Source organism: Burkholderia sp. L-4, assembly GCF_056856535.1.
Genome location: NZ_JBXEOX010000002.1, coordinates 2,799,156 through 2,815,984, shown reverse-complemented (window position 1 = coordinate 2,815,984; position 16,829 = coordinate 2,799,156). Strand labels below are relative to the sequence as shown.

General features: G+C 69.6%; 15 protein-coding genes. 10 read left to right on the top strand and 5 right to left on the bottom strand.

Features of this window, described 5'->3' with window-relative positions:
• Positions 1-190: 190 nt before the first annotated feature.
• The 5 genes from AC1VVG_RS29555 to AC1VVG_RS29535 all read right to left on the bottom strand — a co-directional run bounded on the left by AC1VVG_RS29555 (position 191) and on the right by AC1VVG_RS29535 (position 5,128).
• Positions 191-892: a DUF2848 domain-containing protein gene (locus AC1VVG_RS29555; RefSeq protein WP_034189531.1), complete on the bottom strand. Its 702-nt coding sequence runs from the start codon at positions 890-892 to the stop codon at positions 191-193.
• Between the two features lie 49 nt (positions 893-941).
• Positions 942-2,249 carry an MFS transporter gene (locus tag AC1VVG_RS29550; RefSeq protein ID WP_049033354.1) on the bottom strand — a complete coding sequence of 436 codons (1,308 nt, stop codon included), beginning with the start codon at positions 2,247-2,249 and terminating at the stop codon, positions 942-944.
• A gap of 83 nt (positions 2,250-2,332) precedes the next feature.
• Positions 2,333-3,022, bottom strand: a complete 690-nt coding sequence (locus AC1VVG_RS29545; RefSeq protein WP_482837070.1) for a hypothetical protein — start codon at positions 3,020-3,022, stop codon at positions 2,333-2,335.
• Between the two features lie 99 nt (positions 3,023-3,121).
• Positions 3,122-4,165, bottom strand: a complete 1,044-nt coding sequence (locus AC1VVG_RS29540; protein ID WP_482837068.1) for a LysR family transcriptional regulator — start codon at positions 4,163-4,165, stop codon at positions 3,122-3,124.
• Between the two features lie 171 nt (positions 4,166-4,336).
• Positions 4,337-5,128 (bottom strand): SDR family NAD(P)-dependent oxidoreductase, encoded by a 792-nt coding sequence (locus AC1VVG_RS29535; RefSeq protein WP_059556760.1) that lies wholly within the window; start codon positions 5,126-5,128, stop codon positions 4,337-4,339.
• Positions 5,129-5,529: 401 nt separating this feature from the next.
• On the opposite strand from AC1VVG_RS29535, the gene ypfJ reads away from it, so the two are divergent.
• The 10 genes from ypfJ to AC1VVG_RS29485 all read left to right on the top strand — a co-directional run bounded on the left by ypfJ (position 5,530) and on the right by AC1VVG_RS29485 (position 16,807).
• Positions 5,530-6,411, top strand: a complete 882-nt coding sequence (gene ypfJ, locus AC1VVG_RS29530; protein WP_034189460.1) for a KPN_02809 family neutral zinc metallopeptidase — start codon at positions 5,530-5,532, stop codon at positions 6,409-6,411.
• A 161-nt stretch (positions 6,412-6,572) separates the two neighbouring features.
• The gene (locus tag AC1VVG_RS29525; protein ID WP_482837067.1) at positions 6,573-7,301 is read left to right on the top strand and encodes a helix-turn-helix transcriptional regulator; all 729 of its coding nucleotides are present in this window, start codon (positions 6,573-6,575) and stop codon (positions 7,299-7,301) included.
• A gap of 79 nt (positions 7,302-7,380) precedes the next feature.
• Positions 7,381-7,578 (top strand): hypothetical protein, encoded by a 198-nt coding sequence (locus AC1VVG_RS29520; protein ID WP_034189462.1) that lies wholly within the window; start codon positions 7,381-7,383, stop codon positions 7,576-7,578.
• 179 nt (positions 7,579-7,757) lie between these two features.
• Positions 7,758-9,260 carry an aldehyde dehydrogenase family protein gene (locus tag AC1VVG_RS29515; RefSeq protein WP_034189463.1) on the top strand — a complete coding sequence of 501 codons (1,503 nt, stop codon included), beginning with the start codon at positions 7,758-7,760 and terminating at the stop codon, positions 9,258-9,260.
• Positions 9,261-9,323: 63 nt separating this feature from the next.
• Positions 9,324-10,664, top strand: coding sequence for an aminotransferase class III-fold pyridoxal phosphate-dependent enzyme (locus AC1VVG_RS29510; protein ID WP_482837065.1), 1,341 nt, complete (start codon positions 9,324-9,326; stop codon positions 10,662-10,664).
• Between the two features lie 239 nt (positions 10,665-10,903).
• A complete protein-coding gene (locus tag AC1VVG_RS29505) occupies positions 10,904-12,406 on the top strand; it encodes an APC family permease (RefSeq protein WP_034189465.1) in 1,503 nt (500 codons plus the stop codon).
• Positions 12,403-12,990 (top strand): DUF3156 family protein, encoded by a 588-nt coding sequence (locus tag AC1VVG_RS29500; RefSeq protein WP_034189466.1) that lies wholly within the window; start codon positions 12,403-12,405, stop codon positions 12,988-12,990. Before AC1VVG_RS29505 ends, AC1VVG_RS29500 begins: the two co-directional genes overlap by 4 nt.
• Before the next feature lie 69 nt (positions 12,991-13,059).
• On the top strand, positions 13,060-13,998 hold the full coding sequence (locus AC1VVG_RS29495; protein ID WP_034189533.1) for a helix-turn-helix domain-containing protein: 939 nt from the start codon (positions 13,060-13,062) through the stop codon (positions 13,996-13,998).
• A gap of 166 nt (positions 13,999-14,164) precedes the next feature.
• Positions 14,165-15,373: a porin gene (locus AC1VVG_RS29490; RefSeq protein ID WP_034189467.1), complete on the top strand. Its 1,209-nt coding sequence runs from the start codon at positions 14,165-14,167 to the stop codon at positions 15,371-15,373.
• 195 nt (positions 15,374-15,568) lie between these two features.
• Entirely contained in the window at positions 15,569-16,807 is a 1,239-nt protein-coding gene (locus AC1VVG_RS29485) for an ABC transporter substrate-binding protein (protein ID WP_175028389.1), read from the top strand.
• Positions 16,808-16,829 lie beyond the last annotated feature (22 nt).

Genomic DNA, 16,829 nt, shown 5'->3' with positions numbered 1-16,829 from the left:
CGGATGGAAAGCGTCGGTTGCGGGAGCAATCGTGTTCACATTGAGCGGGTGTACCAACCTGGCAGGTGTGCTGTACTGCGACAACTCGCAGTTCAACTTCCCGGACTACCGCTGCTTTGAATCGTACAGGTAGGAACGGGCGCGCCGGCCGAGCGCCGCCGCGCGCGTCCCGTGCGGTTTTCCGCTGCCGTTACGCCACGACCGGCAACACCTCGACCGCATACCGGTGCCGCAGGCTGCGCCCGAGCACCGGATCGTGCAGTTCCATCTCGAACGCATCGCCGTCGCCCATCGCCGCGATCGCGCCATGCACGGCGACCGTCCCGCCATACATCGCGCAGCGCGCGGGCATCGTGCGGCGGTCGTCGAAACGCCGCCACAGCACGTCCGGCGCGAGCAGGCCGCTCACCGCGCCGTGCTGGTACGCGACCCGTTCGCCATCGCGCGCAATCAGCCACGCACGCATCTCGATCGCGTCCCAGTGACCGGCGACGTCCGCATACCGCCATGCATCGCGGCCGAGCGGTTTCGCGCATACCTGCTTCGACACCGCGACGCCGTACGCCTCGACCTCGCGATCCGTGTGATCGGACCCGACCGTCACGAGCGTGCCGGCCGGGCTGTCGACGAGCACGCACTCGATCTCGCCGCCCGAGCGTGTACCGAGCACGCCGATCGACGGCGCCTGCGTGAGCAGCGCGGACGATACGCGATAGAAGCACGGCGTGGTCGACGGCGGCGCGACGCCGAGCGCCGCGAGTTCGTCGATATGCGCCTGGATCGCGGCCGGGTCGCGGCCGGCCCAGCCGGCAATCACGACGCGCTCGATGTCGACGTCGACGGCGGCCGGTGCATCTTGCAGGGAAATCACGTTGAACGACAGGGCTTGCATGCGGATATCCATTTGAAGTGCGAAGCAATGAATCGGCTGACGGCGGCGCTCAATCCTCGAGAGCCCGGTGCGCGGTCTCGCGCGCGGCGAGCAGCGCGATCGACGTGACGACGAGCGCGGCGGTGACGTACAGCGACACGGCCGTTGTCGTGCCCGTCTGCCGGAACAGCGTGGCGATCACGAGCGGCGCGAAGCCGCCGCCGACGATGCCCGCGAGCGTGTAGGCGAGCGACGAGCCGGCATAGCGCACGCGGGTGGGGAACTGTTCGGTCACGAACGCGCCCTGCGGGCCATACATCACCGCATGGATCACGAGACCGACCGCAACCGCCGCGACGATCGCGCCGGGGCGCGCCGAATCGAGCATCGCGAAGAACACGAACGCCCACACGATGCCGGCCAGCGCGCCGGCGAGATAAACGGGCCGGCGGCCGAAGCGGTCCGACAGCGCGCCGAAGAACGGCACCGCGAGTGCGTTGCACGCGGTGCCGATCATCACGGCCGTCAGCGCGACGGGGCGCGACAGGTGCAGCACGGTCGTCACGTAGGTCAGCGTGAACACGACGATCAGCGCATACAGCACGTCCGAGCCGATCCGCGAGCCGCCCGCGATCAGCAGACGCTTCCAGTGATACTTCAGCACGTCGGCGACGGGGACGTCGGCGGTCGCGTGCGATTCGGCGAGTTGCTCGAACTGCGGCGTTTCGTCGACGCCGCGCCGCAGCCAGAAACCGAACACGACGAGCAGCGCGCTGGCCGCGAACGGCACGCGCCAGCCCCACGACAGGAAGGCGTCGGACGTGGTCGACAGCGTCACGAGCGCGATGCAGCCGGTGCCGAGCAGCGTGCCGAACGACGGGCCGATCTGCGTCCACGACGCGGACAGCCCGCGCCGCTTCTGGTCGCCGTGCTCGACCGACAGCAGCACCGCGCCGGCCCATTCGCCGCCGAGCGCGACGCCTTGCACGAAGCGCAGCGCGACGAGCAGGACCGGGCTCAGGATACCGGCCTGCGCGTAGGTCGGCAGCGCACCCATCAGCGCGGTCGTCACGCCCATCAGCACGAGCGTGAGCATCAGCACCGCGCGGCGGCCGATGCGGTCGCCGAGGTTGCCGAACACGAAACCGCCGAGCGGGCGCGACACGTAGCCGACCGCATAGGTCGAGAACGCGAGGATCGTGCCGGCCAGCGGATCGACCGACGGGAAGAACAGGTGATTGAAAACGAGCGCGGCGAGCGTGTTGTAGATCGTGAAGTCGTACCACTCGAGCGACGTACCGATCATGCTCGCGGTCGCGAGTCGGCGGGTGCGGACGCGGCGGGGCGCGTGGGCGGCGGGCTGGGCGAGAGTGCTCATGGTATCGGGCGGGTCGTGACGGATGACGGGAGAGGGACCGGCGTGCGGACCGCGTGCGGTGCGGCGAGCGCCGGTGTCGGCGTTCAGGCAGGCAATGCGGCCGCGGCGGCCGGTTCGGCTTCGGCGTCACGGTGCGCAACCCGCGGCGGCGCGGCGGCGCGCCACAGCAGGTCGAACGTGCGGACGTCGTCGTGCCCGGCGAGCGCGGCGGCCACGCGGCGCGTGACGGCTGCGTCGCTGCCTTCGACCAGTACGAGTGCATCGGCGGCCGGGCGGGCGGCCGCATCCGCGCCGATCGGCGCGGACAGGTCGGGTGCGGTGCGGAAGAGTCGTGCGGCGTGGATGCCCGGTTCGTGCAGCGCGTCGTCGAAGCGCGCGCGCAGTGGCGGCACGTCGATGTGCTGCGGCGGCAGCACGAACAGCGCGAGATGCGCGCCTTCGCCGTCGCCGGCCTCGATCGTCAGCTCGCCGACGCGCCGTTGCGTGCCCGTCATGCGTTCGAAGTTCGCGAGCGACCAGGCGGTCTGCTGCGTGAACGCGCGGCGGTACGCGTCGCCGCGGAACACGTCGAGCGCCTCCGTCACGTACAGCGCGAGGTACTTGCGCGGGCCGCCGTCGGTCGCGCGAAAGCGCCGTGCATGCGTGAAGCCGGGAATCGCGACACGTTCCTGCATGTGCTCGCGGTCGTACCACGCGTTGAAGTCGGCTTCCTGCGCGGGGTCGACATCCGTCCAGACGCAAAGCTGGCCGTGCGGGAGGGAAAGGCGGGTCATCGCGGGGTTCCTTGTGACGGGGGTGTCAGGAACCGCAGTGTCCCGAAGACGGGCCGCGCCCGTCCAACAAGAAAACAAATTCGCGGTGAACAGGTTTTCTTATGAGCGGCGCGGGCGGCGTGTCGCGGCGGGGGACGCCGGTGCGGCTCGCGTCGTGCGTTTCGTTTTTGTCGGCGTTGCTGTTGTCGTCCGGCTTGTCTTGCGTGCCGCCGCCGTGTCGATGCGATCGGGCGCGGCCGGGGCGGCAGGCTTTGCGAAGCTCGTAGCCGGGGCCGTTGCACGCGCGACTTCGCTCGCGAGTTCGGCGATGCGCGCGGCCACCGGCAGCCCCTGGCTGCGGTACGTCGCGACGAGCGGCAGCGCGGGGAATTCCGGTTCGACGTCGAGCAGTTCGAGCGCGCCTTCCTGCAACTCGCGCCCGATGATCGCGGGCGGCAGCGCGGCGACGCCGAAGCCGTCGGCGACGAGGCGGATCATCGCGGCGACCGACGTGATGCAGTTGATGCTGGCCGGCCGCTCGACGGCCGCGAACAGGCGCTCGATCGTCGCATGCGGACCCGAGTGGCGCGAGAAGCTGATGATCGGAAACCCGGCCAGGCGCGCGACGTCGAGCGGCTGGCCGCCGAGCCCGAGGCGCGGGCTCGCGGCCCAGCGTACGGGGAACTCGCACAGCGGCAGGTTCGTGAAGTCGGGGCCCGGCACCGGGTCGGTCTGAAGGATCAGGTCGACGCCGTCGGTGCTGAGCAGACGGGTCAGGTGCAGCGTCGTGTCGCTCGTGATCTCGACGTCGAGGCGCGGATAGCGCTCGCGCAGTTGCGCCATCAACGCCGGGAACCAGCTGTGCACGATCGATTCGATCACGCCGATCCGGATCAGGCCCGCGTCGCTCGCCGCATCGATGTCGCGGCGCATTTCGCCGTCGAGCCGCACGATGCGCTCCGCATAGGCCAGCATGCGCCGCCCCGCGGGCGTGAGGGTGGCCGAGCGCGTGTTGCGGTCGAACAGGCGCACGTCGAACGCCTCCTCGAGCGACGCGATGCGGCTCGACACGGCGGCCTGCGTCGTGTGCAGCTTTTCGGCCGTGAGCCGGAAGTTTTCCAGCTTCGCGAGCCAGACGAAGGTTTCAAGAAACCGGATGTTCATCGATGTCCGAACGCAGAGGCCGGCCGGGAGCGGCGGCGGGATCGGTCGATGGTAGCGGATTTCCGGGGTGGGAAACGGACGGGCGCCGCGTGTGTCGTCGCGGGTACGGGCGGCCGGCGGCCGACTCGCCGGCCGCCACCCGGTGTCACGCGGGCGGTGTGCCGGCTTGCATCAAAGCCGGTCGAACGCGAGCGTCGGCACGTCGACGGCCATCGCGCCGCCGTCGGCGACGAGCGTCGCGCCGGTGACGAACGACGCATCCGGCGACGCGAGGAACGCGCAGATGGCCGCGATTTCGTCCGGATCGGCCGCCCGCCGCAGCGGCACGTCGGCGCTGACGCGGGCGTACGCGCCGTCGAGCGAATCGCCGTGCGCGGCCATCAGCGGCTCCATTTCCGCGTCGGCCATCGGCGTGCGGACCCAGCCCGGGCAGACGGCGTTCGCGCGCACGCCTTGCGGGCCATAGTCGCGCGCGAGCGAGCGCGCGAGCCCGAGCAGCGCATGCTTGCCGACCGTGTAGCCGCATACGCCGGGCCCGGCCGCGAGCGCCGCGATCGACGCGACCAGCACGATGCTGCCGCGCTGCGCGATCAGGTCGGGGAGGCACGCGCGTGCACTGACGAATGCGGTGTCCAGGTTCGCGTGCATCGCGTCGCGCCACCGCGCATCGTCGGTTTCGTCCGCGCGGCCGGTGCCGTGGCCGCCCGCGCATGCGACGAGCGCGTCGACGTGACCGAAGCGTTCGGCGATCCGCGGCAGGAAGCCGGCCCAGTCGGCCGTGCTCGCGGCGTCGCCCGCGAGCGCGAGACCGCCCGTTTCGGCGGCCAGCGCGTCGAGCGGCGCCCGACGGCGCCCGATCAGCACGACGCGGTCGCCGCGGCTGGCGAAGCGGCGCGCGCACGCGGCGCCGATGCCGGTGCCCGCGCCGGTGATCGCGATCGTGCGGGAGGGCGGGTGCGTCATGTCGTTCTCCGGAAAGGTGTCGTGAGCGGCCACTTTAGGCGGCGCCGGCACGTGGCGGTATCCGCCGAAAGGATGAATGAAGGCCGTCCGGCCGGCCGGTTCGGTCCTGCCCATTTTGCAAAGGCTGACGATGTCCGGCGCCGAATCGCTCTATCCTCCACATTTTTGGGATAAGTCGCGAAAGCCCGGCAAAATAGCGCGGGCGTACGCGCGCATCGACGCGCGGCGCGTCGGCCGGCCGATTCCGTCGTGCGAGCGGCGCGGCGGGCCGGCAGGAACGGCGCGAGCGTGCATCCGCTGCGCGGGGATCGCGTCCGCCGCTGGATCGAGTCGTCGCGACGTATCGCCCGGTTGCGCGCTGGCGCGGCCGGACCATCGACAAGGACAGGGAGGGGCCGGCAATGAGGCTGGACGACGAAAGAGAAAGCATGAACGTCGAGGATCGCCGCGGCGCCGGCGGTTTCGGCGGCGGGCGCGGTGCGACGATCGGCATCGGCACGATCGTGGTCGCGCTGGCCGCGTCGTATTTCTTCGGGATCGACCCGCGCGTGGTGCTCGAGGGCGCGTCGGCGCTGCAGGGCCGCCAGCAGCAGGCGCAACCCGCGCCGGAGCAACGCCAGGGCGCGCCGGCCGCCGATCCGGGCGCGGTGTTCACGCGCAAGGTGCTCGCCAACATCGAGGACACGTGGACGGGCGTCTTCTCGACCCAGCTGCACGCGCAGTATCAGGCGCCGAAGCTCGTGATGTTCACGAACTCGACGCCGACCGCCTGCGGCACGGGCCAGACGGCGATGGGGCCGTTCTATTGCCCGGCCGACCGCAAGGTGTATATCGACCTCGGCTTCTACGACGAACTGCGCAAGCGTTTCGGCGCGGGCGGCGATTTCGCGCAGGCCTACGTGATCGCGCACGAAGTCGGCCATCACGTGCAGAACCTGCTCGGCATTTCCGACAAGGTCGATGCGGCGCGCCGCCGGTCGAGCCAGGCGCGCTCGAACGCGCTGTCGGTGCGGATGGAGCTGCAGGCCGACTGCTTCGCCGGCGTGTGGGCGAACAATGCGCAGCGCGCCAACCAGCGGCTGATGGAGCCCGGCGATTTCGAGCAGGGGCTGAAGGCGGCCGCCGCGATCGGCGACGATCGCCTGCAGCAGCAGGGGCAAGGCTACGTCGTGCCGGAAAGCTTCACGCACGGCACCAGCGAACAGCGCGTGTACTGGCTGCGGCGCGGGATGGAATCGGGCGAGGTGAGCGCCTGCGACACGTTCTCCGCGAACGCGCGCTGAATGATGGCGCGCGCATCGTCGCGCGCGTATCGTCCCGGCCGGACCGGCCACCGTGGCCGGTCCGGGACGATTTGCCGATTTGTGCTCACCGGCGCTTTTCGGCGCCGGTAGGCTGGCCCGGACTTCGCTATTCGATCCGTTCGCCCGCCGCCGATTCCACCATGCCGACCCCATCCGTTCCCGTCGATCACGCCGCCGCCGACTGGCCGCGCGCGCTGCGCGTGTGCGTGGAGGTGTTCGACGCGTTCGCGAGCCCGTCCGCGATCGTGTTCTACCGGCTCGACCAGAGCGGCGAACCGGCCGATTTCGAGCTGTTCGGGATGCCGGAATCGATGCATCGCACCTATGTCGCCCGCTACCGGATGCTCGATCCGCTGCATCCGTCGCGCTGCGCGGCCGGTGAGCGCGCGGTCGTGACGCTCGCCTCCCAATTGCCTGACGAAAGACGCGAGGCGTCCGCGTACTGGACCCGTTTCCTGCGGCGCCACGACGTGGCCGACGTCGTCGAGATCTGGCTGCGCGACGCGGGCCGCACGATCGGCGCGTTTTCGCTGTTGCGTTTCGGGACCGGGGACGCGTCCGGCCACAGCACGGCAGGGCGGTTCGCGCCCGGCGAAATCGACGCGCTCGCGCGGCTGCAGCCGATGGCCGAAGCCGCGCTGGGCCCGCTGCTGCGCGCGCGGCGGGGGATCCACCGGATCGGCTGCGAGGAGCGGCTTACCTATCGCGAGGAACAGATCGCGCGCCTCGTGCGGGACGGGCGCTCGAACAAGGAGATCGCGCGCGATCTCGCGCTCGGGCAACCGACGATCAAGACCCACCTGATGCGCATGTATCGCAAGCTCGGCGTGTCGAACCGTACCGAACTGGTCGGGGCGCTGTTTCTGTAGTCGTCCTGCAAGCGGGGCCCCGACGTCGTGCAGTACCATGCACGATCGTCGTTTCGATAACAATCAAAGGGCCGGGAAAATGGATGTCGCACTCACTGCCGCTTCGCTGGTGGTCGTCGCGTTGAGCATTGCGCTGCCGATCTTCATCGTCAGAACCGTGCGAAGCGGGACGTACGATTCGCTGTATTTTCTGATCCCGCTGGCACTCGGGGTGTACTGGCTGGACTACCAGGCATACGACTTCCTCGCGTCGATGTCGCAGGGTTTCAAGAACTAGCCTGCCGGTCGGTTCCTCCGTCACGCCCCGCCATCCGACCCGCGGGGTTCGAACCCGCCGCCTTCCGTCACGCGCTGCCAATTTGCGCTCACCGGGCGCGATCCCTCGTCGATACAGTGGTCCGACGCCCGCGTGCCTCACCGGCACGCGGTCCAGCCACGACAATCATCGAGACGCCCATGAGCAACACGAACTTCGTCGCCGTCAGCGACACCGTGCGCACCTTCGTCGCGCGCGATTTCGGCCTCTTCATCGACGGCGACATGCAGCCCGCGCAATCGGCTGCGCGGCTCGACGTGTACGACCCCGCGACGGGCGAGCGGCTCGCGACGGTCGCGGACGCCGACGCTCGCGACGTCGACCGCGCGGTCGCCAGCGCGAAGCGCGCGTTCGACACGCGCGTATGGAGCGGGCTGCGCCCGGCCGACCGCGAACGCATCCTGCTGAAACTCGCCGACCTGATCGAAGGCGACGCCGAGACGCTCGCCCAGCTGGAAACGCTGAACCAGGGCAAGTCGATCCACGTGTCGCGCGCGATCGAGGTCGGCGCGAGCGTCGAATACGTGCGCTACATGGCAGGCTGGGCGACCAAGATCACCGGCCAGACGCTCGACGTGTCGATCCCGTTCCCGCCCGGCGCGCGCTATACGGCCTACACGCGCAAGGAGCCCGTCGGCGTGGTCGCCGCGATCGTGCCGTGGAATTTCCCGCTGATGATCGCCGTGTGGAAGCTGATTCCCGCGCTCGCGGCCGGCTGCACGATCGTGCTGAAACCGTCGCCGGAAACGCCGCTCACCGCGCTGCGCCTCGCCGAACTCGCCCGCGAGGCCGGCGTGCCGCCCGGCGTGTTCAACGTCGTCACGGGCGGCCGCGTCTGCGGCTCGGCGCTCGCGAGCCACCCGTCGATCGCGAAGATCTCGTTCACGGGCTCGACCGCGACCGGCAAGCTGGTCGGCGCGGCGGCCGTGCAGAACATGACGCGTTTCTCGCTCGAGCTCGGCGGCAAGAACCCGATCGTGATGCTCGATGACGTCGACGTCGCGCAGGCGCTCGACGGGGTCGCCGCCGGCGCGTTCTTCAACCAGGGGCAGGTGTGCGCGGCCGCGTCGCGCCTCTATGTGCACCGCAGCAAGTTCGCGCAGCTCGCCGACGGCCTCGCCGGCGTCGCGCAGTCGATGAAGCTCGGCGCGGGCCTCGACACGACCGCGCAGATCAATCCGCTCGTGTCCGCGCATCATCGCGACAAGGTCGTCCAGCACATCGAAGGCGCGCGCCGCGCGGGCCTCACGTTCCTCGCGGGCGGCACGCCGGCCGACGACCTGCCCGGCTACTACGTGAAGCCGGCCGTGATCGCCGATCCGCATCCGGACAGCGCGATCGTGCGCGACGAGGTGTTCGGCCCCGTGATCGTCGTGGTGCCGTTCGACGACGCGGCCGACGCCGTGCGTCTCGCGAACGCGTCGCCGTACGGCCTTGCCGCGAGCGTCTGGAGCAACGACCTGAAGCGCGTGATGAACCTCGTGCCGCAGATCGAGGCCGGCACCGTCTGGGTGAACTGCCATATCCCGCTCGATCCGTCGATGCCGTTCGGCGGCTACAAGCAATCGGGCATCGGCCGCGAATTCGGCCAGTACGCGATCGAAGGCTTCACCGAAACCAAATCCGTCTGCATCGCGCACTGACGCGCGGCGCGGCCCCCGAATCCGAACGACCCAGGTTCAAACGATCCGACAGTGGAGATTGCAATGAGCTACAACGAAGCGAAATTCTGGCACCCGATGGTGCACCCGAACGAGATGAAGCAGCGCAAGCCGATCCGCATCGTGCGCGGCGACGGCTGCTACGTGTTCGACGAACAGGGCCGCAAGCTCGTCGACGGCGTCGCGGGCCTGTGGAACGTGAACGTCGGCCACAACCGCCAGGAGGTGAAGGACGCGATCGTGCGCCAGCTCGACGAGCTCGAATACTTCCAGCTGTTCGACGGCATTTCGCATCCGCGCGCGGAAGAACTGTCGAAGAAGGTGATCGACATGCTCGAACCCGAAGGGATGCGCCGCGTGCTGTACAGCTCGGGCGGCTCCGATTCGATCGAGACCGCGCTGAAGATCGCGCGCCAGTACTGGAAGGTGCGCGGCCAGGCCGACCGCACGAAGTTCATTTCGCTGAAGCAGGGCTATCACGGCACGCACTTCGGCGGCGCGTCGGTCAACGGCAACACGGTGTTCCGCCGCAACTACGAACCGAACCTGCCCGGCTGCTTCCACGTCGAGACGCCGTGGCTGTACCGCAACCCGTTCACGCAGGATCCCGAGGAACTCGGCCGGATCTGCGCGGAACTGCTCGAGCGCGAGATCCAGTTCCAGAGCCCCGACACGGTCGCCGCGTTCATTGCGGAGCCGATCCAGGGCGCGGGCGGCGTGATCGTGCCGCCGGCCAACTACTGGCCGCTCGTGCGCGAGGTGTGCGACCGCTACGGCGTGCTGCTGATCGCCGACGAGGTCGTGACGGGCTTCGGCCGCAGCGGCAGCCTGTTCGGCAGCCGCGGCTGGGGCGTGCGTCCGGACATCATGTGTCTCGCGAAGGGGATCTCGTCGGGCTACGTGCCGCTCGGCGCGACGGTCGTGAACGCGCGGATCGAGGAGGCATTCGCGGCGAATGCCGATTTCGGCGGCGCGATCATGCACGGCTACACGTATGCGGGCCACCCGGTCGCATGCGCGGCCGCGATCGCGAGCCTCGACATCGTCGTGAAGGAGGACCTGCCGGCGAATGCGGCGAAGCAGGGGGCGTATCTGCTCGAGGCGCTGAAGCCGTTCGCGGAGCGTTTCGCGGCGGTCGGCGAGGTGCGCGGCAAGGGGCTGATGCTCGCGCTCGACCTCGTCGCGAACAAGGACACGCGCGAGCCGATCGACCCGCTGTCAGGCTATGCGAACGCGGTCGCGGAAGTCGTCCGCGAGAACGGCGTGCTGGTGCGCCCGGTCGGCACCAAGATCATCCTGTCGCCGCCGCTCGTGATCCAGCGCGAGCAGCTCGACCGGATCGTCGACGCCCTCGCGACGGGCTTCGAGGCCGTGCCGTTCGCGTGACGGCGTAGCCGCATGAAGGCAAACCGGCGGCGGGACGCGCGAACGCCGCCGCGGGTTTGCCGATTTGCGCTATGACCTGGTTTTTTTGCCTGCGTATTTTTTCGACATCGGATCACGCCGTGATCGACAGGGGTCCGGGAACGAAGCGCTGAAGCGCCGCCCCGGGCCGATCGCAAGGCAAATTTGGCACCAGCCGCCGACGAAGCGCGGGTTCGGGCCAGCACTGGAAGGAGACGAAGATGTCGGGATGGTCAGGCGTTTCCGGCGCCGCGGGCGACACGTCCGCCGGCTCGCCGGCGCAAGCGGGCGGCGGCACCGCGCTGAAGGCCGGTGCGGTCGGTTTTCCGACCGCGCTGGCGAGCGCCGTCGGCCTCATCATGGCGAGCCCGGTGATCCTCACCGCGACGTCGGGCTTCGGGATGGGCGGCTGGGCGTTCGCGGTCGCGATGATCATCGCGTTCGTGATGATGCAGGCGCAGGCCACCACGTTCTCCGAAGCCGCCGCGATGCTGCCGACGGCCGGCTCGGTCTACGATTATCTGTCGTGCGGGCTCGGCCGCTTCTGGGCGATCACCGGCACGATTTCCGCGTATTTCCTCGTGCACGTGTTCGCCGGCACGGCCGAGACGATCCTGAGCGGCATCATGGCGCTGGTCAACTTCGAATCGCTGAACGCGGCGTTCGAGAAGCACAACAGCTCGTGGCTCGTCGGCGTCGGCCTCGTGGTCACGTTCGCGGTCACCAACATCGTCGGCATCAAGGTGTTCAGCAAGCTGGAGATCGTGCTGACGGCCGGCATGTGGCTGTCGCTGATGATCTTCGGGATCCTCGGTCTCGCGGCCGCGCCCGCCGTGCATCTCGACGGCTGGTTCGGCGGCTCGGAAGTCGGCACGTCGGTGCCGGCCGTGCTGTCGCTCGTCGGGATGGCGATGTTCATGTTCGTCGGCTGCGAGTTCGTCACGCCGCTCGCGCCGGAAATGAAGGCGCCGGGCAGGACGATTCCGCGCGCGATGGCGCTCGGCCTCGTCGGCGTCGCGATCTGCATGTTCCTGTACGGCGCGGCGATCCGCCGCCAGGTCGCGAACGTGCCGGTGAGCCCCGACGGCCTCACGCACCTGCTCGACACGCCGGGCGCGATTCCCGCGTTCGCGCTGCAGGTGCTCGGCCCGTTCGGCCGCGTGTGGTTCGGCATCGCGTTCCTGTGCGCGGGCGCCGCGACGATCAACACGCTGATGGCCGGGCTGCCGCGCATCCTGTACGGGATGGCGATCGACGGCGCGCTGCCGCGCTGCTTCGCATACCTGCATCCGCGCTTCAAGACGCCCGTGGTCGGCATCGTGGCGGCGGCGATCGTGCCGATCTTCCACGCGTGGCTGATCAACGGCAATCTCGACAGCATCCTGCACCTCGTGCTCGCCGCGACCTGCGCGTGGGGCACCGCGTACCTGCTGGTCACGGCATCGGTCGTGATGCTGCGCATCCGCCGCCCGGACCTGCCGCGCCCGTACCGGTCGCCGCTGTTCCCGCTGCCGCAGATCGTGTCGAGCGTCGGCATCGTGCTCGCGATCTGGTACATCACGCCGCCGGGCATGAACGCGCGCGACATCTACGTGCCGTTCGGCGCGATGCTCGGGCTCACCGCGCTGTACGCGCTGTTCTGGACGCTCGTCGTGCAGCGCCGGCATCCGTTCAGGCCGGTGCCGGTCGAGGAAGTGCTGCGCAACGAGCACGTTGCGTCGTGAAGGCCGCGCTCGCCCGCTGGCGCGCGGCGCCCGACGCGCCGCCGCCCGGTCATCGGCCCGGCGCGATCGCCGCGCGGGTGCTGGCCGACCTGCAGGCCGCGCGCGAGGCCGACGATATGGGCGGCGCCACGGCGTGCCTGCCGAACGGCGTGCGCGTGAGTGTCGACGAGCGCGTCGAGCGGCAGTTCCTGATGCATACGGTCAGCGTGAAGGTGGCCGCGACCGTGCGCGGGCCGGCCGCGCAGGGTAGCGCCCGCGTGCGGCAGACCGGCTGGCTGCGCCGGACGGGGATCGACGGGGTACGCGACTCGGAATGCGACCCCGTATTCGCTGACACGCTGACCGCGCTGGTCGCCGAGCCGTCGCTGGTCGACGCGCTGCGGCCGCTGCACCTGACCGAGTGCACGATCGGCGCGCGCGACGGCCGCTGGACGCTCGCGATCGTGCCGTTCGGCGGCAGCGAGGTCGTGAACCGGATGCCGTCGTTTCGCCGCTACGTCCGGCTGACCGGCGAGCAGGCCGCCGCGCTGTCGGCGGCCTTGCTTGCGTTCGAAACCGCACTACGCAGGATTTTGCGAGGGTAAGCTGTGGCGCTGCGTGCCGTGCGAATCCGGCGGCCGCATCCAGGACCAAGGGTTTTACCGGAGATGCCGATGCTGTTCCAGTCACGCTCACACGAAGACGTGCACGATCACGGGCTCGCGATCGCGGGCTGGCATCAGGTCTACCGCCAGATGACGCCCGGCCCCTTCAAGGGCACCGTCACGCAGGTGCTGTACGACGATTTCCACTTCTTTCGCGAAACCACCAACCGGCGCGTCGCGCAAACCGGGCTTGCGCCGGCCGGGCGCACGTCGCTCGCGGTGCCGTTGTCCGTCCCGCTCGCGGGTACCTTCCAGGGCCAGCCGGTCGACGGTTATGCGCTGCTCGCGCTGCGCGCCGGCGAGGATTTCGAATTCCACACGCCGGAAGGAATGGGGCTCGTCGGGATCAGCGCGGCGTCCGACATGGTCGACGAGCTGTGCGAGGCCGAATTCGGCGCGGCCGGCGCGCGCAAGCTGCGGCACGTGACGCGGCTGTCCGACGAACAGGGCGTTGCGCTCGGCGTGCGGCTGTCGGCGCTGATCGACGACGCGCAGCGCAACCCGGGCCACCTCGAGCACGCGGCCACGCGCAAGATGTTCCGCGACGCGATGCTCGGCATGTTCCTCGATGCCCTCGAGCAGGGTATCGGCGTCGAGCGCCGCGACATCACGCATGCCACCTACAGCGATATCGTGAGCCGTTGCGAGAAGCATCTGCGCGACCGGCCCGAGGAGCCCGTCACCGTGCTCGAACTGTGCCGCGCGCTGCGCTGCAGCCGCCGGACGTTGCAGACGAGTTTTCAACGCGTGGCCGACGTCACGCCGGTCGGCTACCTGCGCACGATCCGGCTGAACGCGGTGCGCCGCATGCTGCGCACGACGTCGGCGCAGCAGCTCGGCGTCGGCGAGGCCGCCGCGAGCTGGGGATTCACGCATCTCGGCTATTTCGCGCGAGAGTATCGCGACCTGTTCGGCGAACTGCCTTCCCAGACGACGCGCCCCGAATGATGCGCGCTGCCCGCGACGGCGCCGCCGGGCAGCGTCGCGGGCAGTGCAATCCACCGTTTGCCGATTTGCGATAGAGGTCCTGAATTTTCGCTGGATAGAGTCCCGTCACCCATATCGACAACGCCATCGATTTGCACTGCGAATCGATGAACACAGAGGGCGGGACATGAAAATCGGACGACGACTGGCCGCAGCCGCGGCGACGCTGGGTTGCATGCACGCACACGCGCAGACCTCGGGAAGCGTGACGCTGTACGGCACCGTGGATACCGGCATCATCTACTCGACGAACCAGCAGTTCACGCGTGCGGACGGCAGCACGGGCGGCGGCCATGCATGGCAGATGGGCGGCGGCAACCTCGTGCCGTCGCGCTTCGGTTTCCAGGGCGCCGAGCCGCTGGGCGGGGGGCTCGACGCGGTGTTCACGCTCGAGCAGCAGTTCCTGTCCGCGAACGGGCAGGCGCTGCAGGGCGGCACGGCGTTCAGCCGGCAGGCGTGGGTGGGGTTGCGCCAGGACGGCATCGGCACGCTCGGTCTCGGCCGCCAGTACGACTCGTACACCGACATGCTCGGCGCGTACGTGTCGAGCAACAACTGGGCGACGCCGTACGGCTCGCATCTCGGCGACGTCGACAACCTGAATGCCGCATTCAACTTCAACAACGCGGTGAAGTTCACCAGCGCCGATTTCCACGGGCTCACGTTCGGCGGCACGTTCAGCTTCGGCGGGCAGGCCGGCGACTTTTCCGCGAAGCGCGGTTATGCGGTGGCCGCGACGTACACGCGTGCGCCGGTGGCTTTCTCGGTCGGCTATCTCGACCTGCACCAGCCGCTCGACGCGGCGCTCGGCGGCGCGAGCGGCTACATCGGCGATTTCGCGTGCAGCAACGCGGGCGCGATGTACTGCCTGCTGCAGGATGCGGGCTCGATGCGCGCGTTCGGCGCGGGCGGCTCGGTCGCGCTCGGCGCGGCGACGGTCGCGTTGACGTACACGCATACGCGCCTCGGCGACAGCCGCTATTTCTCGACCGCCGCGCAGCCGCGCACGCAGGCGTTCACATTCGACATCGGCGAGCTGAACGTCACGTACATGTTCACGCCGGCGCTGCAGGGCGGCGTCGCGTACATCTTCAACGCGGCCCATACCGACGGGCGCGGCACGACGCGCTTTCATCAGGTGAATGTCGGCACGAACTACAGCCTGTCGAAGCGCACCGCGCTGTACGCGGTCGCGATCGGCCAGATCGCCAGCGGCACGGGGCTCGGCACCGATGCGAACGGCAACGCGGTGAACTACGCGCAGATCCCGGTGCTCGCGAACAGCAACGCGAGCCGGCAACTGGCCGTGATGGCCGGGATCCGCGTGAACTTCTGACCGGGGCGCAGGCGCGGAGCGGCAGGCGGGGCGGGGCAGCCGGGCGCGGCGGCGGCCGTTCCCGCCGTGTGCCATAAATTCTTAACGATCGGCGTGAACAATGGCGTTCGCATCCGGCGGCCAGCCGCGTCACCCGCGTTGCACACGTGTGCAACGCCTGGCCGCTCCGCCACCACGCCGAACGAGAGAGACCTCATGACCTTGCTGAGCCGCCTGCGCGCGCTGTCCGCCGCCCTTGCGCTGTCCTTCGCCGCCACGCACGCCGCTGCGGCCGATCTCGTCATCGCGGGCCGCGACGACATTTACGGCAAGGGGCTGGCCGACGCCGTCGCCGGCTTCAACAAGCTGCATCCGGGCACCGAGATCGAGCTGCTCAAGCTGCCGAACGCGAACCTGTACCAGAAGCTCAAGCTGTCGATGCGCGAAGGCACCGGCACGTACGACCTCGTGATGATGGACGACACGTGGGCGCCCGAATTCATCGGCAACGGCTGGCTGAAGCCGCTGCCGGCATCGCTCGCGGACGCCGATCTCGTGCCGTCCGCCGTCGCGCTCGGCCGCAACGCGGCCGGTGCGCTGTACGCGCTCCCGATCGTCGGCAACGTCGAGATGTTCGCGTACCGCAAGGACCTGCTCGCGAAATACAAGCTGCAGCCGCCGCGCAACTGGGACGACGTGCTGAAGATCGCGCAGACCGTCGGCGGCGCGGACAAGAGCGTGTCGGGCGTCGTGTTTCGCGGGACCAAGGGCAATCCCGTCGTGACGGGCTTCCTGCCGATCCTGTGGGCGTACGGCGGCGACGTGTTCGACCAAGCCGGCAACGTGACGATCGATTCGCGCGAAGCGCAGGCCGCGCTGAAGACGTTCCTCGCGCTGAAGGCGTCCGCACCGAAGGACGTCGACGTGTACGGCGCCGCGGAAGTGCGCGACGCGCTGCAGCGCGGGACGGCCGCGCAGTCGATCGAGGTGTGGCCGGCGTGGGTGCCGGCGCTCGACGATCCGAAGCAGTCGCGCGTGGTCGGGCAGATCGCGCTGCAGCCACCGCCCGGGCAGACCGCCGGCCCGGCGCCGATGCTCGGCATCTGGCAGATGGGCATTCCGAAGGACGCACCGCACGCGAAGCTCGCGCAGGACTTCCTCGCTTACTTGACCGCGCGCGATACGCAGACGCGCCTCGCCGGCATCGGCATTCCGCCGACCCGCCGCAGCGTGTTCAACGATCCGGCGCTGGTGCGCCAGTACCGCTGGTATCCCGATCAGCTGAAGGCGCTCGAAGCCGGCCGCGCACGGCCGCGCGTGAAGGACTGGCAGCAGGTCGAGAGCATTCTCGGCGACCAGCTGCAGCTCGCGCTGACCGGGCAGGCCGCCCCCGACGCCGCGCTGCGCCAGGCGCAGCAGAAGATCGCGCAGGCGACGGCCGCGGCTGGCAAGTGACCGCCCGCGTCAACCCGGTGGC